We start from the raw sequence: 22,822 nt of genomic DNA, 5'->3' as shown, positions 1-22,822 counted from the left end.
CGGGATCGCCCTTTCGCCCTATGCCGAGGTGACGGCGCTGAGGATGGAGTTCGCCGACATGGCGACGATCGCGCCGACGAGGCTGCCGATGAGCATCTTCGCGGCGTCGGTCTGGCCGTTCTGCCACTTCTCCCACGCGAACTTGCCGCCCGAGAAGACCAGCGCGGCAACACACGCGAGGGTGACGCCCCACAGGAGCCAGTTCAGCAGCTTGAGCAGGCCGTTCGCGCCCGGCGGGACTTCCGCAGTGATGTTGAACTCCACTGCGAGAATCGCGGTGTCGATGGTGGTGTGGAGCATGGAGATTCCCTCCCTTAGTTGGTGATGGACTACTGCGCCGGCCGGAGTTCAGGCAGGCGGTCCTGGATTGCCGTGACGATGCCGACGCCGGCAGCAATCACGTCCTCAGGAACCTCGATTACGGCTCCCTTGGTCTGAATCGGCACGCCGTCGATCGCGCGCCAGGTGGGCAGGCTCGAGCGAGCTGCCGATCCGAGGAACCGATGCCACCCGATCGACCAATCGGAGTGGACCGCACCGGCGACGATGGACCGCCGCTGCCGCACATCCTTCGGGGGCTCGCCCGCCGTGTTCGCGACCGTGACCAGGCCGAGCAGCTCGGTCTGCAGGCCCTGGTCACGGTGCTGCAGGATCAGGTCGTGGGCGCTGGCCAGCCCCTCCGTCGTCTCCCGGCACACCACAACGACATACGGGGACTCGGCGTCCCACGCGGTGCCGCACGGCCACTGGTGACGGGCATCGCCCGCGAAGTCCCAGTACCGCGCCAGCGTGGAGACACCGGCGCCGCCGTGGGCGCCGACGAGCCAAACGGCCGGGCCGGGCCGGACGACGTCGATCGGCTCGGTCCGGACGTCGAGGCTGATCCGGTCTCGGGTGCTCATGCGAGTTCTCCTGCCGTTTCGTCGTTGCTGTCCTGGGCTGGGTGGCCGAGGGCGTCGAGGCTGATCCGGTCGCCGCCACTCATGCCAGTTCCCCTGTCGCGTCGTCGTTGCTGTCCTGCGTGGCGGTGAGATGGCCGAGCGCATCGAGCGCATCCGTCCAGGCATCGACCGCACCGGCCGACAGACGGCGGTGGTCGAGGCGGCCCGGCTGGGCGAGCGCCGCATCGAACGGAACCTCGACGAATCCCGCAGTCCGCGGCGCGAGAGCGTCCCGGATCGGCGCGAGATCGAGCAGCGTTTCCGGCATCTGGTGGGAGATCGCCACGATCGTGCGCGAGAGAGTGTCGGCGCCGTAGGTGTTCATCAGCCATCCGAGACCGTCACGCATCCGGCTCAGCGGCTCGGAACGCGCCGGGGCCACGATCACGATGCCGGCCCCGGCCTCGATCAGCGGCCGCAGACGCCGCGAGCGCAGCGCCGGGCCGACGTCGTGGAAGCGCGCCAGGTGGCGATCGGAGAGCAGACCGTCCACGAGAGCCGGGTCGGTAGTGTCGCCGTGTCCGACGACGACCACGCCCGCGCTGCTCACCGCCATGCGCGAGCCCAGCTGGCGGATGGCCAGGGCGCTGTCGACCGCGCCGACCGCGGTGCGGTCGAGCAGGTTTCCGCCATCGGAGGTGCCATCGATAGCGGCGACGTCCGCGCCGCTCCCCAAGCGGAGCGCGGTCGCCAGGCCGTAGGTGGTGGTGGTCGAGGCGGCACCGCCGGAGCCGGCCACGACGATGGCCGAGATCCGCTCCGGCTCGTCGACCTTCGGGGTCCTGCGCAGGGCAACAACATTCGTCATTTCCGGTCCTCCACTGTCGCGATCTTCAATCCGCCTTCACCCGGGGTCGTGGTGATCCACTGCCGGTGGATGCCCTCACTGCCGACGGGCGGGATCCTCAGCAGCACGTCCACCGACCAGCGGTTCGGATCCGGCGTCGGCAGCACCGTCACGCAGTGCTCGGTGCCGACCGGGACCGCGTCGATGAACGACTGCATCTCCGGCACCGGCCGCGGCATCACCATCAGCGAGGCCGCCGTAGCGGCGCTGCGCTCGACGTAGTAGGCGTGCTCGAACGCCTGGATCACGCCCGGTCCGCTGTCCCGGCCGCCAGCACCGTTCCCGACGATCCGGCCCGGCTCATTCACCGGTGCGCACCAGGCGGGCACCGCGGCCGTCGTCTCAGATGTCTCCTTCGCTTCTGCCGAGACCGTGGACTCCGGCAGCGGCGGAACCTCGGGCTCGCGGTCCCCGCCGGTAGAGACGATGACCGCGCCCGCCGTGAACACCGACACCGCCGCCACACCAAGGCCGATCAGCGGGACTTTGCCCCACGACCGGCCGCCACCACCAGAACCGTCGCCGTCGGCGGCCGCCGGCTCCGGGTCGGCCGGATCGCTCGGCGGAACCTCCGCCGTCAGCATCGGCGCTGCGGGCAGCGTCTTCTGCGCCCGCATTCGCTCGACAACCGAACGGAATCCGCCACGCGCGCTCTCGGGCTCAGCCAGCGGCTCACGGGGAATGTGCGCGCGAACCCAGTCCGGCGCATCGGCGTACGGGTCGACGGTCAGTGGTTCGAGCTGCTCGACGTACGCATCAGCGCCGTACGACTGGGGCTGCGCGGCATCGGGCGTCCACTCGCTGTACGCCTGCGGGGCCACGGCAGCGAACTGCTCCGTCTCGAAATCACCACCAGCGACGTCGATCGGTTCGAGTTCGGTCTGCACGACCGACGATTCGTCGATCGGTTCGAGTTCGGTCTGCACGACCGACGATTCGTCGATCGGCTCGAGGTCTGTTTGCACGACCGAGTCCTGCTCGATGGAGAGCGGCTCGAGGTCGTGGTCAGGGATGATCGCGTCGTTCGTCTCTGCGAACGTCTCTGTCGGAATGGGGAAGTCCAGTCCGCCCGAGACTGGCGCGTCGTCGGCCGGGGTCTGGGCAGGCCCGTAGTGCTCGATCACGTCGGGGAACAGTTGCTCCCGATTGTCCGTCGACATTCATTCCTCCGTGTAAACGGTGGGGGCGGGGTTCCCCGCCCCCACCGAGGGCTTCACAAGGTCCGTCAGGCCTGCTTGACGCCGTCGCCGACGGCGCCGGAGATCATCTGCGAGGCAACGCCCGCCGACCCGCCGAAGAACGTGCCGAGAGCGCCGTCGATCGCATCGACGACCTGCTGGCCACCCGGCTGGGCGGTAGCCCAGTCGCGGGCCTGCTGGTCCATCGCAGGCGCGGCGGCGACGGTGTCGCGCACCGCGGTCGCGGCAGCCTGGCCGACCGGCCCGGACTCCTCCCACTGCGTGAGCGTGGTTTCGGTCTGTGCGGTGATCGCCTCGGCGTCGATGTCGGGCAGATCGACCTCGATCGGCTGACCCTCGTCGTCACCAGCACCGAACGCGGTACCGGCGACGAAGCCGACCCCGCCACCGAGGACTGCACCCGGAACGGCGGTGATCGCGCCGCCGATCGCGGCACCGGCCGCAGCGCCCGCCACGGCAGTCGGGACCATCACGACCGCGGGAGCCGGGATCCCGATGGCCGCCAGGGGCGCGAGCGGGAGGGCGACGACGCCGCCGATGCCCACACCGATGTTGCCGCCGATGTTGCTGCCGAGCGCTGCGCCCGGCAGGGCACCGAGGCCGGCGCCGATGGCCGCGCCGCCGATGGTTCCGGCGATCTGTCCGGCCGCGACGCGGTCCGCGCGCTCGGCCTCGATGCCGATCGACCGGTAGAACGTCGCGACCTGCGAGCGGATGAGCTCCGAGGTGTTGTTGGTGCGCTCGAGGTCCTCATCGGTGAGCCAGTTCGGCTGCTCGGCGTGGTAGTCGCCGATCATCAGGGTCTTCGGCGGCGCGATGTACATCGGGGCGGGCTCGACGTAGGTCGGCGCGTGCAGCTGCGAGTAGTCGATCGGCGCAACGTAGTTCGAGTAGCCGCTGTACTGGTTCGTCTCGTAGTTGTAGTTCGGCTTCGGGACGTAGGTCGGCTGCACAGCCGGAGGCTCGACCCAGTAGGTCGGCTCGGCCGGCGCCTCGGGCACGTAGGCCGGAGCCTGCGGAGCTGTCGTCGTGCCGCCCTGGGACGTCTCAGAAGGTGACGTCACGCCGCCCTGTGACGGCAGCTCGACCGGATCGGCGTTCGCTACACCAGCCCCGGCGGCGACGATCGCCACGGCCGTCGCCGGAACGATGCTGGCCTTCGCGGCCCGCGAGACCTTGCGGTGCTTACCCATTCGTTTCTCTTCCTTCTTCGAGGGTTTCAGGAGTTCGAGTCGGAGTTCGCGCTGACGACCCCGCCCTGTTCGATCAGCGTCGGCTCCGACGCGCCACTGCTGGTTGTGGTGGCCGTCGTGGTAGTTGCTGTGGTTGTGGTCGTTGTCGTACTTGCTGTGGCGGTGGTCGTCGTCGGCTTCGGGGATGTGGTGGCCGTCGCGGTGGCCGGCTTCGTGGTGCTCGTCGCCTTGGTCGTCGACGTCGAGGAAGACGTTGTGGGCGAACCCAGGTCCGCGGCCGCCGCGGCAAGCCAGGAGGCGACGAACTTCGTCGGTGCCTGACCGTCGGGCGTTGCGGGGATCGCACCGTAGGAGGTGTGCTCGGCCGTGACGTTCCGGTACGACGACAGTGCGACCAGGTCGAATGCGTCTCGGTTGGCCTTGATCTCGTTCTCGACGATCTTGAAGGTCTGCGTCACCAGTCGCGTCGTGGTGGCCGGCGGGATCAGCTCAGGCAGCACACTGACCGCCTTCGCCGCCAGAACAGCGAACGCCGCAACAGGATTCGCCAACCCGACCGTCGCAACGGCTGCGATCGTCTCGGGCGTGAGGACCTTCTTGGCGACCGTGATGGCCGCGTTGAGGCCGATCAGCCCGACCTTGACCAGCGCCGAGGTCACTTCCTGCCCCGTCGGCGGCTTCGCCCGCGGATCCGACGCCTCCGCCAGCCGCTGCGAGATCGTCTTCTTCGGCTGGATCGAGATGTTCTCGAGCGCATTCTTCGGGGCCGAGATGTCCTTGTTGATGACGTCGACCGCGGTCTTGAACGTCGTCTGCGCGAGCGCACGACCGATCGTCGAGACCGCCACGAACGGGTCCCCGCCGATCTCCGCCTGGCCCGCCACATTCACCACCGCACGCGCGATCGGCGCGTTCGCCGGTGCGTCACACGCGAGATCGCCCGTCTGGCACCACGACGAGACCCGGCCCGACAGCGAACCGTAGTCCTTCGTGATGTCCGAGACCGGGCCGATTCCCGCACCCTTCGGGGCGGTGAACGACACAGAAGTCAGTGCCTTGACCTCATCGCCCCCGGTGCCGGGCACCGCGGTGGGAGTCTGCTGCGAGGTGCCAGGGAACAGCCCAGAACCCTCGCTGCGCGTCGGAGATCCGAACAGCGCACCGGCCGCGATCGCCGAGGCCGGCACCGAACCGCTCCCCTTCCCCACCGACCGCAGGAAGTTCGACGCCACGTGAGCACCCTGGGAGAAGCCGACCACTGCAAGCTTCGTCTTGGGGCACGCCGTCAGCACCTTCGTCGCGGCCTGGGCCAGGTTCTCCTCGCCCTTGGCGACCGACACCGCGTAGGAATCGTTGCCTCCCGGGGTGATTCCACCAAAGCTGCCCGGGTACGGCACGTACGCACGGTCGACACTCGCACCGAGCTCACGCGCTTTGGCCAGCATCGGTGACATGACCGTGCCCAGCATCCCGGTATCCGCCTTCACCGGAGCATCCGGCGACGACTCCGTCGTCCCCTGCACGCCAAGCGCATACAGATCCGGGCAATCGCCCACCAGCTGGTCGAGCCAGGCCGTCTCCGCATGAGCCGGCACCAATCCACCTGCCCCTACGACGACGACTACGGACGTCACCGTGGTCGCGAAAACGCGCTTGAACCAGTTCATCCCACCCTCCTTCAGCTCGGCGGCCAGTGAAAACACCTCAAATCCCCAACGAAAATTCCCACCCTTGCCGACCAGAATCGGGCCTCGAGATTTCAGATCACCACCACTGACGCGGCACAGTTGGTTGGATGCGGCTGGAGCCCGAAAGGTTCCCGCCGACCCTGATCTGCCCCGGTTTCGCTGGTCAGGTGGCGAACTGCAGGTACATCGACAAGGAGATTGGGTGCCGCCCCGGACGCTTCGAGGGTTCGACCCCAAGCGACTGATCGAAGCTCGCCACGCCAGCAGCATGCGGCGTTCGGACCTCGCCCGCGTGGCTGGCGTGCCCTACAACAGCCTGCGCAGGTGGGAAGTTGGCGAAGCGGATCCCACGCTCGATTCGCTCGAACGCATCGCGGCCGCACTTGACGTCGACGTGAGCACGATCGCGGTCGTGTCGGATCAATCGCGGATGCTGCAGAACTGGAGAGCCATGCGAGGCCTCTCGCAGGGCGAAGTCGCCGCTGTCGACGTGTCCACATCGACGTATTCCCGAATCGAACGAGGCGGGATCCCGATGAGTGCCGACACACGCAAGCGTTTGGGGGAGGTTCTCGGCATGGACGACCAGACCGTCGCTCGCGCCTGGCAGCAGGCCAATCATCGTCCCCCCCGGCGATAAGGCCGCGAAACCCACCAGAACCTCTCCCCCAACCACATCAAAGCACCCAGCATGGGCGATTACTATCGTAATATCACAATAGTAATATCGAATGGAAGCGACACCGTGACGGGAGCCTCCCCGACCGATCGGGTACACCTCCGCAAGCGGTCGGCAGGTAGATTTGAACCGTCAATTGGTCGTTGAGAGTTCAATCAGAAGGGGTGGATCGTGGCGGCGTTCGCCGAGAAGTTCCGCTACTTGGTCGACAATGTCCACCCCAAGGACCGCGGCCGGTTCACCATGAACGAAATCGTGGACGGGATACGCCAAAACGGCGGCACGATCACCCAGGGCTACATCTCGATGCTGCTCAACGGCACACGACCGAACCCCAGCCTGCAGATCGCCCAAGACATCGCGAAGTTCTTCCACGTGCCGCTCGACTACTTCGCGGACGACGATTCGTTCGGAGACTTCCAGCGCTACATCAGCTGGGTGCGATCGCTCCGCGACGACGATGTACCCACCGCAGCGCGCGCCTACAACCCTTACGCCGACGACGAGAAACCGTCGAACGAATAGAATCGAGTCTCACACCACCGCGAGGTAGACCACAGGCGCGATGACCAATCCAGTTGCCGCGCCTACCGCGATCTGGATGCGAGTGTGGTGACCGAGGGTCAATCGAGACCAGGCAATTGCCGGTGCCAGGAGCAGACCCAGCCACCACCAGGGGCTCAACCCCACCGCAAGCACGGCAACGACACCGCACCACACGGCCATGTGCACTGAGGCCTTGATATGGAACACGCTCGTCCACACCGCGATACCGATCAGTGCAGCCAGGCCCGCACATGTCAGGGCGATCATCTCTCTCGGCGCGTGCGCAACGATCTGCACCACGAGCGCCGTGATGACGAGCGTGAGGATGGCGAGAATCAGGCCGTGGCGCTCCGAATGCTCGGTCACATGGTGGTTCCCGATCCGATCGCGAACAATTCCCTACACGATCAGCAGCGTCGGTAGGGACACCGGCAAAGAGCGCCACGAACACGCCCCACCCCGGGTATCCGATGGACCAGCCGAGAACGAGGCAGGACGCAATGTTCACGGTCCACGGAGCGGCGATCTCGGTCAGCAGACGAGCGAGGGCATTCTTCACGCTCGAGTCGCCTCCTGGCCGGAATCCGATACCGCGGAGAAGGCTCGCCCGACCAGCCGCACCCAGCGAACCGAATCAGTGTCGGCCGACGGACGCAGACCCGACACGGACACGCCCCCAGCCTTTCCCGTACACAGCCAGAGCGCGATCATCTCTGGTGTAACCTCCCGGTCTCCGTGCTCGGGGAGCCCGTCCCGGCGAGCTTGCATCGACAACGCATCGAGGATCTCACTCGCGCGATCTTCCACTCGGCGGGCAGTGCCGGCGGTGGCGTGCGAATCACGGGCGACACCGGGCCACCGGTCTACGACCAATGCGTTGTACAAGGCTTCGAGGTCGCGGCGCTGCGCCCGAACAGCGAACGCCCCCTCGATGGAGGCCCACACGAGTCCGAGCGTGGTCAGAAGTATTCCGATGACGACCAGCCGAGACGACAAGTCGAAGATTACCGTCGAAGGCTCAATCCACCCTGCGCGCGCAGCAACGATGTATCCCGCCCTCATCCAGGCATAGGCAGAAAGAACAGCGACACCCGGTGTGAGGATCGCGAGTCCGCGGCCTGTAGCAGTGTTGACGTCCCATCCAAGCACCGCAACGACCGTGATGGTCGTGCAGAGGACTGCCGCGACTCCCATGACGAGGGCCGCGGCTTCCGCATAGCCAGGCAGATGGGCGTAGAGCTCGTCGAACTGGTAACCACTCTCCGCCTGCGGCACCGCACTGGCCGAGAAGAACAACACCACCGCGGCGACGGCCGAGAGAACGGCACCGATCGAAAGCGGAGCAACCCAGCGATGCTGAACGTCAACCTGGGGAACACGCAACGCCACAATCATCAGCGCGGCACCCAGACAAATCCCGAGGAAGGTGATGTGTTTGACGGCTGACGTCGAGTTGGGAACGCCCGCCGAATCGCTGATGAACCGGTCGACCCATCGAATGTTCACCGTCGTGTGAAACGCCATGCACACGAACACGATCGCCGTGCCGAGAGTGAAGACCGAACGGGACTGCCGCCAGCGATGAGCGCGCGTGATTGCCACCCACCACAGCAGGACCGACAGTGCGAGCATCACAACCACGGTCAGAGCGCCTCGTTGAGCAGGGAACGAATCCGCGCTGACCGCGCACGTCCGGCGCCGGCGATCCGGCGACACAGTTCGGAGGCGAAGCCTTCGGCGTCCCTCTCGAGACGGCGGAGATTTTGGTCATCGGCGGCGTCTTGCCCGCACTGGCGAAGCATGAAGGACGCCATGTCATGCCACTCAGGTGGAAGTGTCCGCCGCACAGTGTCTTCAACGGGAAGCCCCTCGTGCCCGAGCAGGATGTGTCCGAGCTCATGCGCGACGGTGCGCTCCGGAGCAGCCACCCACGGCGAGAACAGTATCTCGTCGCGGTCCGCGCAGTTGCGCCATACTCCGAAGGTTCCGGGAGCGAGGCTGTCGCTCTCCCGGACAATTAACGGACGCTTACGGATCCGCTCCACCGTGCGGACCAGGCCGAACACCGACGCCGACTCGTCTCCGCGGGCGTGGGCCAGTAATTGGCTGACAGCTCCCACGATCGGATCCATGCTTCACCTCTCGTTTCGTGCGCCGGTCGCCTCCCAACGAGCTCGGCACACACCCCGTATCGAGAGAGAAACAACGAAACAACAGGCCGCTCCCCCCCGACAGAAACGTTGACGAACCCTGAGGTTCGCCTTGAGCATGGTACCCGCGGGCACAGACGATCCAGCATCGGGAGACGTGCGTCACCGCACAGATGGACGCAGAGCAAAGTGATCTTGAGCAGCGGATTCAAGTCTGCGACCAAAGCTGTTCGTCGATCATCACCTTCAGCTCCTCGTGGATCGGATTGGCGCTGTTGGTCGGCGTCGGTCCGGTGTCCTTCATTCGCTGCTGCGCTGGCGACAACGCCGGCACCTGGAGCTCGGAAGTCCCCGACTCCCCAGACCCGACTTGCGATCCGCTCCGACAGCTCGACCATGGTGCGCCGCCTCCGATTCGGATCCTGGGCCTCCCGCGACCGGCGTGGCTCCTCGAGCGGCACGCGGTCTCGATTAACGCCATCGCGTCGACTCCCGGTCGGGGTGTTGCTGCCGCCACTGTTTCACGAGGAACCCGTGCGGCGAGTCGCCCACCATCTGATCCACCATCGACGTCAGGGGTCACTCCTGGTCGGCTCGAGGTGTGGGCAGCGGGTGAACCGGCCGCGGGCGACGTCCGGCTACCGGCCGACGCGGTGGGCGGGGACTTTATGTGAGGCGGTTGGTATCGGCTGCTGTCCGATCTGGGGGGGTGAAGGTCCAGGGCTGAACGCCCACGCCTCGTGCCACTCGGATTCGTCGGCGGCAGGAAGTGCGCGGCTGGAACGGACCAGGTCTGGGTCAATCGCCTCAATGGAGGCAGAGTCGTCAGGGACGCTCACCATTGAGTCCCCGAGCGCGGGGTCCTGCTGGGCGAGGAACGCGAGGCCGGCCAGCGGCGCTAATCGTACCCGTACAGGAGTTTGGTTCGGCACGACGAGTCGCCGGAACGGCGTGTATGGGGACACTGCGCCTGCCCTATCGATAACCTCGAGTTCTGCTGATGCAGAGACAGATTCGGGGCAGCGCGACCGCGTCTACATCGGAGATCGTTTGAGCCACCCGACCGGTACGCGATCGCGCTGGCCATCGCCGAAGGCCGCCACCGAACTCGACTACGTCGCGAGCGGCGTCGTCAAACGTCGTCCGCATCCGCAGGACGACCGCAGCGACCCACCGCCGCGGTTCCGGACAGCTGGCGGCGCCAACTATTCCCGACGCTCTCATCTGTGCGCTCGTCACACCCGTGAGACTCGGCCCGTCCCGGTGGCCACGACACAGTTAAGCGGAGCTCCGGCATCGCACCTAGGGCGTGTCTGACAAACATGTAAGCCGCTGTGTGTGAATCTGTTCGGGTGACACGGTTTCAGGTGTTGTCGGATGAGCAGTGGGAGGCGATTGCGGGCTTGCTGCCAGCTCCGACGGGTCGGCGGGGGCGTCCGTTCTCCGATGCGCGGTCGATGATCGAGGGCATCGTGTACCGGTACCGGTGCGGGATCGCCTGGCGGGACGTTCCGGAGGCGTTCGGGCCGTGGCAGACGATCTGGACCTGGCATCGCCGGTTGGCCGGTGACGGCACCTGGGATCGGGTGCTGCAGCGGCTCCTCGCGGTCGCGGACGCGGCCGGGATGATCGACTGGGCGGTGTCGGTGGACTCGACCATCGCCCGCGCCCACCAGCACGCCACGAACATCACCCGCCACACAGGGGGCTGGGTCGAATTACACGAATCCACGGATCGAGCCGCCTGACCACGCGATCGGCCGCTCCCGCGGCGGCCTGTCGACGAAGATCCATCACCTCGTCGACGGCCACGGTCTTCCCCTGGTCGTGCTCGTCGCGCCCGGCCAGTCCGGCGATTCCCCGGCCTTCCCGCATCTACTCGACCACCTGAAGGTTCCACGGGTCGGTCGTGGGCGACCCCGTACCCGCCCGGACCGGGTCCGCGGCGACAAGGCCTACTCGTCCCGCTCCCACCGGGAATTGTTGCGACGCCGCGGGATCGGCGCAGTCATCGCCGAACCCGACGACCAAGCCGGGCACCGTCGCCGACGCGGCGCACGTGGTGGCAGGCCACCGGCGTTCGACCCGGCCGACTACCGAGGCCGCGACGTGGTCGAACGCCGGTTCTGCCACCTCAAGCAGTGGCGCGGCATCGCGACCCGCTTCGACAAACTCGCCATCGTCTACCGAGCCGCGGTGGTCTTGAACGCGGTCATCGCGTGGACCCGACATTTGTCAGACATGCTCTAGATACCACCAAGACCGATACGGATCCGATTCCTCCGCAGGCAGCCCAGCTTCGACTGAGCCACCCGCGGAGACGTACTACACGCGGTTCACGGTTGCTTTCACTGAGCAAGTGCGTCGACGAGTGACTGCTGTTCCTCGTCGGAGTAGTGCTTACGCACCGCTGCCGCCAGGACGGCAGGGTCGACGCCCAATTTGCGGAGCGCCTTGACAACCTTGTCCGCCGGTTCCACTTCACCGGCTGGCTCCTTGGGCTTCGTCTCAGGCTCACGCGGCTCAGGTTTGATCGCCTTCTGGTCGGTACCAGCGTCGTTCGAGGCTTCCCAGGCGGCGACTTGCTCTTCGAGTGGCACCCTGGCGAGCGACCGAGCATGCCGGATAGCGAGATCACCAGCACGCAGAGCCGACTGCAGTTCAGGCGCGAGCTTGAGTAGCGCTCGGCGTTGCGATACCCATCCCTTCGACCGCCCGAGCTTCGAAGCGGCAGCGTCTGCACTGCCGAACTCCTTGACCATCAGCTCAATAGCCTTGGCTTCTTCAAGGACATCGAAATCTCGTCGGTCGATGTTCTCACTGGTTGCGGCCCACAGGACCTCTCCCCTGCTGACCGCGATGCTGTCTCGTACAACAACATCCAGGCCGCCACGTCCGTACTTGACTGCTGCGGCCAGACGCCGGTTGCCGTTGACAACGACGTACTTGGCAGCGCCGATGCCAGCTTCGTCTTCCGGCCAAAGCTTCAGCCACGCAGCACGACTGACAACAGTGCCGGGTTGTAGCTGCCGCTCCGCGATCGTTGACAGGTCGGACAAGTCGCCGACGTCGTCACGCGGGTTGCGAGGGTTCGCCACAAGATCGTCAAGTGGCACGCTCGGGAAGAACTGGCCGTCGATCGGTTCGTCGATCGGATCATCAATGACGGGCTTGGGCTTCTCGGCCTTCTTGCGATCGACTGGCGAGTTGTCGCCGACCGACCCGACGAGTGATGCAAAGTTCGCCCGTCCACCTCTGGGAGCCATCAGCGGTCCCCGTCCGCCAGCTCGAGGCTGAGTTTGTAGAAGTCCTCGCGAGCTTGCAGCGATACACGATTCGTTTCGTACTCGGTCACTACGCGACCTTCAGCTGCCGCCCGGGTATGGACCTTGTAGTGCCGGACGACTGTTCGCGCGAGGGGCCATCCATTCGCCTGCACGAACTCTCGAGTCTGCTCGAGGTCGGTCTTGCCGTCCCGCGGATCCCAGTTGTTGACCACCACGATGAACTTCTTGTTCAGTGGCTCAAGTACCTGTTTGATAGTTCGTGCCGTCGGATCGAAGCAAAGAGGCTCCGGCTCAATCGGAACGATCACGAGGTCGGCGACGTCGAGCACCGCGCGGAGTGCTTCTCCCGACGTGCCGGCACCCAGGGCGTCGGTTCCATCGTCGTTGCCCGACAGATCAATCCATCCAGGCGTGTCCACATAGACATGTTTGATGCCCGGCAGTTTGTCGAGATTGCGGAGGACATCGAGGTTGTCATGAACCTGATCGATGAGGAACGGGAGTTCCTCTACACGCGATGCCCACCAAACCGCCGATCCCTGCGGGTCAACCGAGATGGCTGCGACTGGCGATTGGACGTCATCGTCACCCGCGGTGAGCACGTCCGCTTTCACGGCCGCAAGGTTCATTGTCAGGGTGGACTTTCCCACTCCACCCTTCTGGTTGAGCATGACATGCACAGCCATGTTTACCTCCGTATGCTTCGCCCCTTGCGGGGTTACTTCGGACTTGCACCACCCGAACACAATCTGGATGGTGATCTCACGCTCGTAACACTGTAATCCGTTTGACCCGAATCCGTTTACGCCGCGTGACCATACACTAGACGTCCACAGGTCGATCTTTCAACCAACCGAACCCAACGTCGCAAAATCCGTGGTGTGATCCACATATCCGACGTAGCCGAAGGTCACCGGCCGAATCGACGTCACCGACAACACCACCGAAGGGTGTCGTTCGAAATATCCTCCGCCAGAACCGAATCCACTCATCGAATCTCAACTTCGCTGGCCGGCCACAATCCTGGACGAGTGGATGGACACTCGCCCGGTGGAGGCCGCTCAGGGGAATCATGGTGGTGGAACCGCACGTAACGCAACCGAATCAGGATTGAGAATTTGCGAAACACTCTCGGCGTGTCGAATTTCGGCCTCTTCATAGAAGAGTCACTCAGCCCGCATCTACACAATCATTTGCCTCGGGCAACTCCTCTATAGGGCTTATTTCGTCACTGTGACAGCTAGCACGCGAGAATCGCGTGATCCTCGTAGACCGACTCCCCCATTCATGCCCGCGGTCTTCATGGGCGCAGCCAGATACCCGCCCCTCGAGCTCGCCCTGAGCGTAGACATTGTGTACAAACGGTGGGGTGTGCGGCGCCTCCTACCTTGGGCGACGAAACTTCCATCGAATCCTCACCACACGCCGACGAAAGCGTCCAGTCGAAGGCGGATTACCCAGCCTCTCGAAGGCCTCTGCAGTTTTGTAGAGAAGGACGAGCCTGTTGACTCTTGCGGCTTTCCCATCCCATAGTTCCGACTGATCCTTCGGGGACGACCACCCCCGTGGTCTATGGCACAGGTCCCCCCTCCCCTGTCCATGCACATTGCGGCGATGCCGCAGGTTCTCGGAACTTCACGTGCGCATTGAGCATACGTCTACCGCGGTAAACCGGCTCTCCCTGCGCGTTCGGGTTTACCGCGGTAAACCGGCTTCCCATACGCGCGATAGCCGCACCGGCCGTGCCATCGACAGCATGGCCGTGGGTGTGCGGATTGCACTCCGCCGGTGAGCGAACAGCTCGCATAGCTATCGCCACCGGCTCACGCGACATCACATGACCGGGTCGCATGCTTGGCCACTCCGCTCGCCCACTTCCATCAACTTCCGGTTTACCGCGGTAAACCGGCTCTGCAAGTGTGCTACGGCCGGCGCGACGAGCGGGAGCGATCGACCACGTCCCCGGCGGGTGACAGTCGGCCGGCGAGCAAACAGTTCACGCTCAGCATCTCCATCGACACCGCATCTGTGGATAGCACGCGAGGCACGACAGCGCGGTTTACCGCGGTAAACCGGCTCTCTGCACATTCGGGTTTACCGCGGTAAACCGGCTCTCCATACACGCGATAGCAGAACCGACCGCGCCATCGAGAGCACGACTGCGGGTGTTTGCGGGGTCTTGCTCTCCGATGAGCGAACTACCCTGACCCCCGTCACGGATGCGCGACCTTCCGCCCCGCGCGGGTGACGGTCGGCCGTCGAGCGGAACAACGCGCGTCGCTTTCGCCATAGACACCCGCGCAACCACATGAGCAGATCGCATCGTGAACCACACCGCTCGCCCACTTCTATCGACTTCTGGTTTACCGCGGTAAACCGGCTCTGCAAGTGTGCCACGGCCGGCGCGACGTGCGGGAGCGAGCGACTATGTCCCCGGCGGGTGACAGTCAGCCGGCGAGCAAACAGTTCACGCTCAGCATCTCCATCGACACCGCATCTGTGGATAGCACGCGAGGCACGACAGCGCGGTTTACCGCGGTAAACCGGCTCTCTGCACATTCGGGTTTACCGCGGCAAACCGGCTCTCCATACACGCGATAGCAGAACCGACCGCGCCATCGAGAGCACGACTGCGGGTGTTTGCGGGGTCTTGCTCTCCGATGAGCGAACTACCCTGACCCCCGTCACGGATGCGCGACCTTCCGCCCCGCGCGGGTGACGGTCGGCCGTCGAGCGGAACAACGCGCGTCGCTTTCGCCATAGACACCCGCGCAACCACATGAGCAGATCGCATCGTGAACCACACCGCTCGCCCACTTCTATCGACTTCCGGTTTACCGCGGTAAACCGGCTCTCTGCACATTCGGGTTTACCGCGGTAAACCGGCTCTCCATACACGCGATAGCAGAACCGACCGCGCCATCGAGAGCACGGCTGCGGGTGTTTGCTGGGTCGTGCTCTGCCGGTTAGAAGACAACCACAGCCCGCGTCGCTATCGCCGCCGTTCGCACGACACCGCATGACCGGATCGCACCCAGGCCACGGTGATCCCGACTTCCCATCGACCCGGTTTACCGCGGTAAACCGGGTCGATGGGAAGTCGGGATCACTTGCGGAGCGCTCCACGCCGCGGCAGCTCGGCCACACAGTTACCTTCGCCAATTACGTCACTGTGACGAATTGGAGCGGGTGAGCGGCTCTCGAAACCTATCTACCTACCTGAACTTCTGCGCACCGCTCATCAAGACCGGGATGGCCGACGACGCGAACTTGGATCACTAAGTTGCCCTGAACTGGGAATGGGCGACACTGCCCAGCGCGATCTGAATCGGCTGCCCATACCCCGGATCCGCAAACTTGGTTTACCGCGGTAAACCATCCCTCAGTAGTCGACGAATCATCCTCAGGACCATCGCAATGCGCCTGAGGGCTAGCGTGTTTACCGCGGTAAACCATCCATCGGGGTCATTCATCTCTCGCGCGAGTAGCGAAGCTCACCAGCTGGTGTGCGTTCCGCCGAACGCGGGGACAACGGGCCGCGATAACAAGGACCAAGTCCCCTTCTATGTTCCACCATTCGACCGACACCAGTGTGAAGCGGAACGAATACTCTGCCCGTTCCTGCCCAGGGGTAGTCCTGCTCGCGCCGCTGAGCTTCAGGTAACAGTTTACCGCGGTAAACAACACTGACGGACGCTGCAGGCGCGGTCGTCATCGACCGGCCGCGGCCGGCACGATCGATCACGTGGATCGGCGACATAGGCGCGCGGGCTGCGGATGCTGCCGGGCGCTGTTTACCGCGGTAAACACACGGCCGCACGGACCGGGGGAGGGGAGTCCGGGGAACGCGAGCAGAGTGTCGGTTTACCGCGGTAAACCGGCGCACCGCAATCAGAACAAGGATGTAGGTGAGTGGCTTCGCCGCCCGCTTGTAACCCGAGAGGTAGCGGCCCGAAGTTCCACTCATGTAATTCACCGGAGCGTACGACTCTCAGGGGAGGGGCCTCGGCACCCAAGCCGTGTGCGCACTGCGTGTTTACCGCGGTAAACAACACTGACGGACGCTGCAGGCGCGGTCGTCATCGACCGGCCGCGGCCGGCACGATCGATCACGTGGATCGGCGACATAGGCGCGCGGGCTGCGGATGCTGCCGGGCGCTGTTTACCGCGGTAAACACACGGCCGCACGGACCGGGGGAGGGGAGTCCGGGGAACGCGAGCAGAGTGTCGGTTTACCGCGGTAAACCGGCGCACCGCAATCAGAACAAGGATGTAGGTGAGTGGCTTCGCCGCCCGCTTGTAACCCGAGAGGTAGCGGCCCGAAGTTCCACTCATGTAATTCACCGGAGCGTACGACTCTCAGGGGAGGGGCCTCGGCACCCAAGCCGTGTGCGCACTGCGTGTTTACCGCGGTAAACAACACTGACGGACGCTGCAGGCGCGGTCGTCATCGACCGGCCGCGGCCGGCACGATCGATCACGTGGATCGGCGACATAGGCGCGCGGGCTGCGGATGCTGCCGGGCGCTGTTTACCGCGGTAAACACACGGCCGCACGGACCGGGGGAGGGGAGTCCGGGGAACGCGAGCAGAGTGTCGGTTTACCGCGGTAAACCGGCGCACCGCAATCAGAACAAGGATGTAGGTGAGTGGCTTCGCCGCCCGCTTGTAACCCGAGAGGTAGCGGCCCGAAGTTCCACTCATGTAATTCACCGGAGCGTACGACTCTCAGGGGAGGGGCCTCGGCACCCAAGCCGTGTGCGTACTGCGTGTTTACCGCGGTAAACACGCAGCCGTCCACGGGGGGGCGGGAGTGCGGGGAACGCGGAACGGAGTGTCCGTTTACCGCGGTAAACTGGCGCACCACCTTCATCAGATCAGGTCCGCGGAGGCTGTGATGCCCCCTACGCCGTCCACGGCGGCGGCTACTCCGGACTCGCTCTTCGAACCAAGAATCCCTCTGATCTGCCTCATCGCGGTTGTACGCGTGGCAGCTGAGGCAGCTCGGGCTGCACTCCGTGCAGCCTCATCGGCAGCTCGTTGACGCTCTCTATCGCGACGTTCCTTGGCCGCCACCGCACGCTCAGAGAACGAGGGTCCGGACCAATCCATGCTGGCAAGACGCCAGCGAAGGAAGCTAATGGGATTGCCCAGCGTCCCCACTTCAGGCCAAATCCATCCTCTGCGTTTCGTGTCGTCACTCAGGGCTCGCGCAATGTCCCGACCACTCCACCTCTCGGTATCGATGGAATAGGCCCTGATTGCCTCGCAGACGGCCCCAATGTGCCGAGGGGTGTTCAATGCTGGCGCATGCCTCAATAGCTCGCCAGCGGCCCTCTGGAGGGCGATTGGGCGCAGCTCTTGGTTCGATGCGGGCCGCTCACGCCTCGCGCGTGCGCTCGCGCGCGTTGTCTTGTACTTCTTAACAGAAGTACAAGAACTAAAACTAGTACTAAGAGATTGGGGGCCATGGCTGAGCGCCTGTGGATGAGTCCGGCGGCCAACCGCGGCGCGGTGGCTCGCGCGTGCAGCAACGCGAGCGACGACCGATTTGGGGGAAACGAGCGCCCATACACTCGTAGCCTTCGTCTGCCGACGTCCATGATGGGCCTCAGCCGCCCACCGTTCGACGGTCCGCAGTAGCCGCCCCCGGGCCATCTCGTGAGCCATGCCGAGGATGGTTAGCACGCGCCGCGACCGTTTGAGCACGGTAACCGAGACACCAGCTCGATCTGCGAGGGAGATTCTGGAGGCAGTGACGCGCCGGCCGGTGCGTCGGTCAGCGCTTCTGGCCATGCTCACGGCCACCGCGTAAACGCGCTCAGGGTCGACATTTTGCTCTCGACAGACTCGTAAACCCTCTGGTGCATTCAAAAGTTCACGGACCTGGCGTTGCCATTCCATTTGTCCTGACCATATGGGCGTTCTTGATTGCATCTCCGGGGAGACTGGAATTGACCATGTTCGCCCGAGTTGATTGCTGGCGGAATTGATTTGCGTTACCAACTCGACGTTAGCCGCAGCGGCGGCAACCGCCTTTGTGAATTCTATTTCTTGCCTATTCCTGCCACTTCTGGAGGCCGTGGCCGGTTGAGGAGCAGGAGACTCGCCGAGCGAGCTCGCCGAATATGTTGTTGCTTCGTCAGGGCATGCGCTACCCTGAGACGTACCGTTCAAGGCAGTCCCTTCCAGGAAGTAGGGCCTACCAGCGGTAAGCCCGGTGGAACGCAGCACTAAAAGTCGAAGCGGCAACTTCGACTTCACGCGAGAGCACCGGTGCCGAGAAGGAACCGAAGAACTCAGCAGCTACAACTCGATCCATCGCTAGAAGTTTCGAGTGACAAGGCCCCCATCCGGGGGCTTTGTCGCGTCAGCACTGCGGTTGAAGATATTCACTTGTTACTGGTCGGTAACTTACTGCCTCCTATTTTTCGGTGGGTACAGCCGCACCTATCTCATCACACACGAAGAAAGGCGACGCACAGCGACTCGCCCGAAATTGAATTCATCGAATCACGCCCACCATTCTCGACAATGCGATCGCCTGCTTCTGTCGCCGAGACGCGATACCGAACTACCGCCCATTTACCGGTATCCAACGTGCGGGGGTTGGCCGGAGAGACCGCCTAGGGCTGGGGCAGTCCCGGTGAGTTCGGGCGGTGAGTGTGCGACGGCGACCCCATCAACGATGACGCTTCCCCGTGTTCCGGATGCAGCACCATCACCCGAATGGTCGGCGCCTACCGGCGTTCGTGCCGATCCGCGGGCAAGGATCTCCAACGGTTCTCCAAGCAATGCGGGCTCATGGTGCATTCTCGCCTGACGGTCTGACCGACTAGCCCGGCGGTGTGAAGGACGATGCTGCCGGGGCCCCCTAGTTCCAATGTGGGAGACGCAGACGTGGCTTCGATCAGGCGTATGCCCCGCCGACACTATGTTTGGCGCGGATACTCCCTGTCCAACGGGGATGGGAAGCGCCTCCTTCCTCGTGTCGGTGGTGGCGGTTCGGTTGCTGGGCGGGGGAGTCGTGCGGCGCACCTACGTGGCTTTCGTGCAAGTTTCATGTGGAACGCGGCTACTCACTAGCAGAACTCGGGCAGCGGACCGACGTTCGGGACACGTCGAAGCTCGTGACAGCGGCGCTGCCAGATAGCGCGTGTGCGGGCTGGCCGGAAGGTGGTGTTGGTGCAGCCCGCACACAGGGCGATGACCTGTTCGCGTTGTTTCGGGAGAGCCAAACAGCAACGCGGGCTCGCCGAGCGAACCTTCTGACCTCCTGACCGCGGGTAGGCCGACGGTCGGGATCGGAGCGCTGCCAGGGCCATAGGCCCAGACCTTCGCCGGACAAGAACGCCTCAGCAGGCCCCGACCGCCGAGAGGATCACAGAGGCACCGGCCGCCACCGACTCGGCATCGAGCACCGGCGGCAACGAGCCAAAGAAGAAGATGGGCCGCCCCAAGGGCACCGGCCGCAACGTCGACACCAAGACTCGGTCGGTCACCATCCAGCTCGACATGCTTGAGGAATCCCTCAACGCCGTCGACTTCCTCAAGACCAACCTGGCGACGCCGCGTACCTTCATCCAGCTGCTCGACCACGCGGTTCGAGATGAACACGACGCTGCGCGACGAGTACGACGGCGGCGAACCGTTCCCACAGCGCGCCGGCAAGCTCAAGCCCGGACCGAAGTAGGGCAGCCGAGCCAAGTAGTGGGGGAGCCTCGCCAGGAATTGCCGCTCCGGTGACGGGACTCGCGAGAGCAGAAGTCAGGAGACCTCTCGGCCATGTCCGACCGTGCAACCCGCCGGGCAACCACGCGCTGGACGAAGACGCCTTCGTTCCCGGTTTATGGGTTACGCCACGATACGGGTATCCAGCTTCGTGCTTGGCGCAGGCCGGAGGATGTCGGAACCCTGCCGTACCGTCCGGCGGATGATGGTGGAGTCCAGCGACTTGACGCTCATAAAAGAGCACGCCGACTGCTGGGACGAGTTCTTCCCTCCCACACCGGACCTCGGGTACCTGTACGTGATCTAGTTCGACTCCGGCTGGACCAAGGTTGGACTGACAACCAACTGGCCTTGCCGGCGAAACCACCTGAAGTCGATCTACCGGAAGCTTGGTCGGACACCTTAGAGGAGCCCTGGAAGTCGTGCGTGGTGCACCGTGAAGACCTCAAAGCGCTCAACGGACGGAAACGATTTCAACCTTTTCGTGCGCGGCTACGGTCGAGAATCGTCGAAGTCCGCCGCGACCGAGCTGTTGGATGCTCGTTCGACTACCTCGTTGCGTTCGCCGACGTCCTCGCCCGAACCGACACGTACCGATAGGCCACGACGCCGCGAACCTATGCGTCCCCCGCCATGCGCTCACCTCGCTCGCTCGGTGGTCCCGTCACCTCCGCGTCGCCGAGCATTACCAGGGTCGATGTTGAGCCGAACACCCTCATGCATCACTGTGTACGGAACATCGTCGTTGTCCGGGTCGCCGGAGGCCGAAGGGTCCGGAAGTTCCGCAATCTCCTCGATGACGATCTGTGCTCGCGCCGCACCGGGATCAAACATCTCCTGAAACGGCCCGACGAACGACCCCGCAAGCCCGCGGTGCTTCGCCCGAATAGCCGCCCACCCGAACAGCACCAACGGGCCGATCATGGCGAGCAGCACCAACAATTCCCCCATGCCCGCGAGCGTACCGATCGGCATGGTCGGAGCCTGAGAAGCTGATCCCCGCCGAGTAGTCACTCCTGCCCAGCGCGAGAGCCCGCGGAGCGACGCAGTAACCACCAGATGACCGTCGTGGCCACGAACGCGAACAGGCCGAACATGGTCACGACAAGGCCGCGGCCGTTCGCGTCCTCGCAGCCGGACAGAGAAAATTCAACCCAGTCTGCAGCGGGGTCCGGTGGGGTGTCGGGAACGTCCGGGACGTGGAGGGTGCCGCCGACTGTGCTCATGATCTCGTCCATGCACTGCGAATATGCCTCGGTCTCACGGTGATCGGACACGAGTCCCCAGGCAACGAGGATGACGTCCTCCGTCGCCAGGCCGACGAACAGGTTTCGCGTCTTCGCAATCACCGGGGGATGATTCTCACACGACGTCGGTTTCTCCGCCTCAGTGCAGCGGCCCGATCCAGAAGTGCGGGATGGTCGCCAGCTGCGGAGGAACCCGGCAGGGTAGCGCGGCAAACGAGAGGAGCGGTCCTGCAGTCCTGTGTCACCGTGTTGCGAAGTCGTTGATCCAGCTCTTCACACAGCGGTGAGACACCCTATGACTGCGGTGGCGTGCACTTGTTTCCAGCCCGTGCGGCGCCGCTCGATGATCAGCCGCCTTCCGAGTGAGGTCCGGCGGGCGTTTGCGTGAGTCGAGAGGACCTCCGAGCCCGTGAAGGCGTCAGCCGCCGCTACGAGTCCGGGTTTTCCGGATCGCCGTCCAACTGCCGAGGCAGACCTGCATCTGCTTGGTAGGGGAGTAACGAAGAAGTGAACACGTCGCGGTGCCGTTGACGAGTTGGTTCGCTTCCGGGCCGCCAGGTGCGACACCGGAGTTCATCGTGTCTGCGAGGGCACGGTCGAGGTCCGCAACAGTGTCGGCGATGGCCCCCGCCATTTCTCCGGCGTGCGGGAGGCCGAGAGTTCGGCGTACTGCTGCCATTGCGTCGTCTCTCCGTAGTGCCGGCGGATCGCTCGTCGCGAACGCCGACGTTCCTGCCCTGGAATGGCTCCACCGCAACCGCATTCGGTCTTAGGTCGGACCCCGGGCAGGTCCGGAAAACGTTGTAGTAGTCACTCCGGTGCGCCGGGTTCTGTCCTCACACAACGTGAGAGTCAAGCCGGGTTCGTGAATCCGGTCCTGCCGCTGCGCCGCGGCCGCGATCGTGGCCTGGTACGAAGAACGCAGCCCGAGAACCAGCGATTTCGTTCAGTGACGAGCGATGGCGGCTAGCCTGCGACTTGTGGTTGGGTAGGAGCCCATTGGAATTCCGTACTGCACGGAAGAACGCGAATATCCGAATTTGCCACGGCCTGGGGCTCAGAGAGCGCCGAGTTCAGAAACGGCCTAGGAGTACCGGTGGTCTTAGACCGCAACGTGCGGCGGTATGGAGATCAGTCTGTCGGGGAGGCTCAAGTGCCCGAGCATGAGGTGGTTGTACACGATCGGGCACCCGAGCTTGCAAGGCGCATCGCAGCTGATGAGGGACCTTGATTGCGGAGGCCGAGGCACCTTTACCAGCCGAGACGTACTCGTCGGGAGATAGCTCCGCGGTGAGCGAACGAACTGGGGCTTCAG

Annotated in this window: 17 protein-coding genes; 4 read left to right on the top strand and 13 right to left on the bottom strand. The window is 64.5% G+C overall.

Going from position 1 to position 22,822, the window contains the following annotated elements; translation table 11 throughout:
* Nucleotides 1–18: 18 nt before the first annotated feature.
* The 6 genes from ABTV10_RS26610 to ABTV10_RS26585 all read right to left on the bottom strand — a co-directional run bounded on the left by ABTV10_RS26610 (nucleotide 19) and on the right by ABTV10_RS26585 (nucleotide 5,847).
* The gene (locus tag ABTV10_RS26610; RefSeq protein WP_499035289.1) at nucleotides 19–300 is read right to left on the bottom strand and encodes a hypothetical protein; all 282 of its coding nucleotides are present in this window, start codon (nucleotides 298–300) and stop codon (nucleotides 19–21) included.
* Nucleotides 301–329: 29 nt separating this feature from the next.
* Nucleotides 330–902, bottom strand: coding sequence for a hypothetical protein (locus tag ABTV10_RS26605; protein ID WP_499035287.1), 573 nt, complete (start codon nucleotides 900–902; stop codon nucleotides 330–332).
* 79 nt (nucleotides 903–981) lie between these two features.
* Entirely contained in the window at nucleotides 982–1,749 is a 768-nt protein-coding gene (locus ABTV10_RS26600; RefSeq protein WP_499035285.1) for a hypothetical protein, read from the bottom strand.
* Nucleotides 1,746–2,948 (bottom strand): DUF8176 domain-containing protein, encoded by a 1,203-nt coding sequence (locus tag ABTV10_RS26595; protein WP_499035283.1) that lies wholly within the window; start codon nucleotides 2,946–2,948, stop codon nucleotides 1,746–1,748. The genes ABTV10_RS26600 and ABTV10_RS26595 overlap by 4 nt, the downstream gene beginning before the upstream one ends.
* A 65-nt stretch (nucleotides 2,949–3,013) precedes the next feature.
* Complete coding sequence (locus tag ABTV10_RS26590) at nucleotides 3,014–4,180, bottom strand: hypothetical protein (RefSeq protein ID WP_499035281.1); 1,167 nt, start codon at nucleotides 4,178–4,180, stop codon at nucleotides 3,014–3,016.
* A gap of 26 nt (nucleotides 4,181–4,206) precedes the next feature.
* On the bottom strand, nucleotides 4,207–5,847 hold the full coding sequence (locus ABTV10_RS26585; RefSeq protein WP_499035279.1) for a cutinase family protein: 1,641 nt from the start codon (nucleotides 5,845–5,847) through the stop codon (nucleotides 4,207–4,209).
* A gap of 223 nt (nucleotides 5,848–6,070) precedes the next feature.
* Here ABTV10_RS26585 and ABTV10_RS26580 point away from each other — a divergent pair, with 223 nt between their 5' ends.
* Together ABTV10_RS26580 and ABTV10_RS26575 are read left to right on the top strand one after the other, a co-directional pair.
* Nucleotides 6,071–6,508, top strand: coding sequence for a helix-turn-helix domain-containing protein (locus tag ABTV10_RS26580; RefSeq protein ID WP_499035277.1), 438 nt, complete (start codon nucleotides 6,071–6,073; stop codon nucleotides 6,506–6,508).
* A 210-nt stretch (nucleotides 6,509–6,718) separates the two neighbouring features.
* Complete coding sequence (locus ABTV10_RS26575; RefSeq protein WP_499035275.1) at nucleotides 6,719–7,072, top strand: helix-turn-helix domain-containing protein; 354 nt, start codon at nucleotides 6,719–6,721, stop codon at nucleotides 7,070–7,072.
* 9 nt (nucleotides 7,073–7,081) lie between these two features.
* Here the strand turns inward: ABTV10_RS26575 and ABTV10_RS26570 are convergent, their stop codons facing one another.
* From ABTV10_RS26570 to ABTV10_RS26560, 3 genes are all read right to left on the bottom strand, one after another.
* On the bottom strand, nucleotides 7,082–7,459 hold the full coding sequence (locus ABTV10_RS26570) for a hypothetical protein (RefSeq protein ID WP_499035272.1): 378 nt from the start codon (nucleotides 7,457–7,459) through the stop codon (nucleotides 7,082–7,084).
* A 189-nt stretch (nucleotides 7,460–7,648) separates the two neighbouring features.
* Nucleotides 7,649–8,725, bottom strand: a complete 1,077-nt coding sequence (locus ABTV10_RS26565; RefSeq protein ID WP_499035270.1) for a hypothetical protein — start codon at nucleotides 8,723–8,725, stop codon at nucleotides 7,649–7,651.
* Nucleotides 8,726–8,736: 11 nt separating this feature from the next.
* Complete coding sequence (locus ABTV10_RS26560; RefSeq protein WP_499035268.1) at nucleotides 8,737–9,225, bottom strand: M78 family metallopeptidase domain-containing protein; 489 nt, start codon at nucleotides 9,223–9,225, stop codon at nucleotides 8,737–8,739.
* Between the two features lie 1,370 nt (nucleotides 9,226–10,595).
* Here ABTV10_RS26560 and ABTV10_RS26555 point away from each other — a divergent pair.
* Nucleotides 10,596–11,493, top strand: a protein-coding gene (locus tag ABTV10_RS26555; protein WP_499035266.1) for an IS5 family transposase whose coding sequence is annotated in 2 segments (ribosomal slippage) — nucleotides 10,596–10,946 and nucleotides 10,948–11,493 — 897 coding nt in all. Because the reading frame shifts where the segments join, the coding sequence is not laid out codon by codon here.
* 98 nt (nucleotides 11,494–11,591) lie between these two features.
* On the opposite strand, the gene ABTV10_RS26550 is transcribed toward ABTV10_RS26555, so the two are convergent.
* The gene (locus ABTV10_RS26550) at nucleotides 11,592–12,509 is read right to left on the bottom strand and encodes a ParB/RepB/Spo0J family partition protein (protein ID WP_499035264.1); all 918 of its coding nucleotides are present in this window, start codon (nucleotides 12,507–12,509) and stop codon (nucleotides 11,592–11,594) included.
* A complete protein-coding gene (locus tag ABTV10_RS26545) occupies nucleotides 12,509–13,216 on the bottom strand; it encodes a nucleotide-binding protein (RefSeq protein WP_499035260.1) in 708 nt (235 codons plus the stop codon). Before ABTV10_RS26545 ends, ABTV10_RS26550 begins: the two co-directional genes overlap by 1 nt.
* 6,759 nt (nucleotides 13,217–19,975) lie before the next feature.
* Between ABTV10_RS26545 and ABTV10_RS26540 the strand changes: the two genes are divergently transcribed.
* A complete protein-coding gene (locus tag ABTV10_RS26540) occupies nucleotides 19,976–20,275 on the top strand; it encodes a hypothetical protein (RefSeq protein ID WP_499035906.1) in 300 nt (99 codons plus the stop codon).
* A gap of 624 nt (nucleotides 20,276–20,899) precedes the next feature.
* Here ABTV10_RS26540 and ABTV10_RS26535 read toward each other — a convergent pair.
* Nucleotides 20,900–21,235 carry a hypothetical protein gene (locus ABTV10_RS26535; protein WP_499035905.1) on the bottom strand — a complete coding sequence of 112 codons (336 nt, stop codon included), beginning with the start codon at nucleotides 21,233–21,235 and terminating at the stop codon, nucleotides 20,900–20,902.
* 35 nt (nucleotides 21,236–21,270) lie between these two features.
* A complete protein-coding gene (locus tag ABTV10_RS26530) occupies nucleotides 21,271–21,609 on the bottom strand; it encodes a hypothetical protein (RefSeq protein ID WP_499035903.1) in 339 nt (112 codons plus the stop codon).
* Nucleotides 21,610–22,822 lie beyond the last annotated feature (1,213 nt).

Origin of the sequence: Paraburkholderia sp. RHO2, assembly GCF_050955445.1 — a bacterium.
GTDB lineage: Bacteria > Actinomycetota > Actinomycetes > Mycobacteriales > Mycobacteriaceae > Prescottella > Prescottella agglutinans_A.
Note: the sequence above shows the minus strand (reverse complement) of the source record. Positions and strands in the feature narration are given on the sequence as shown.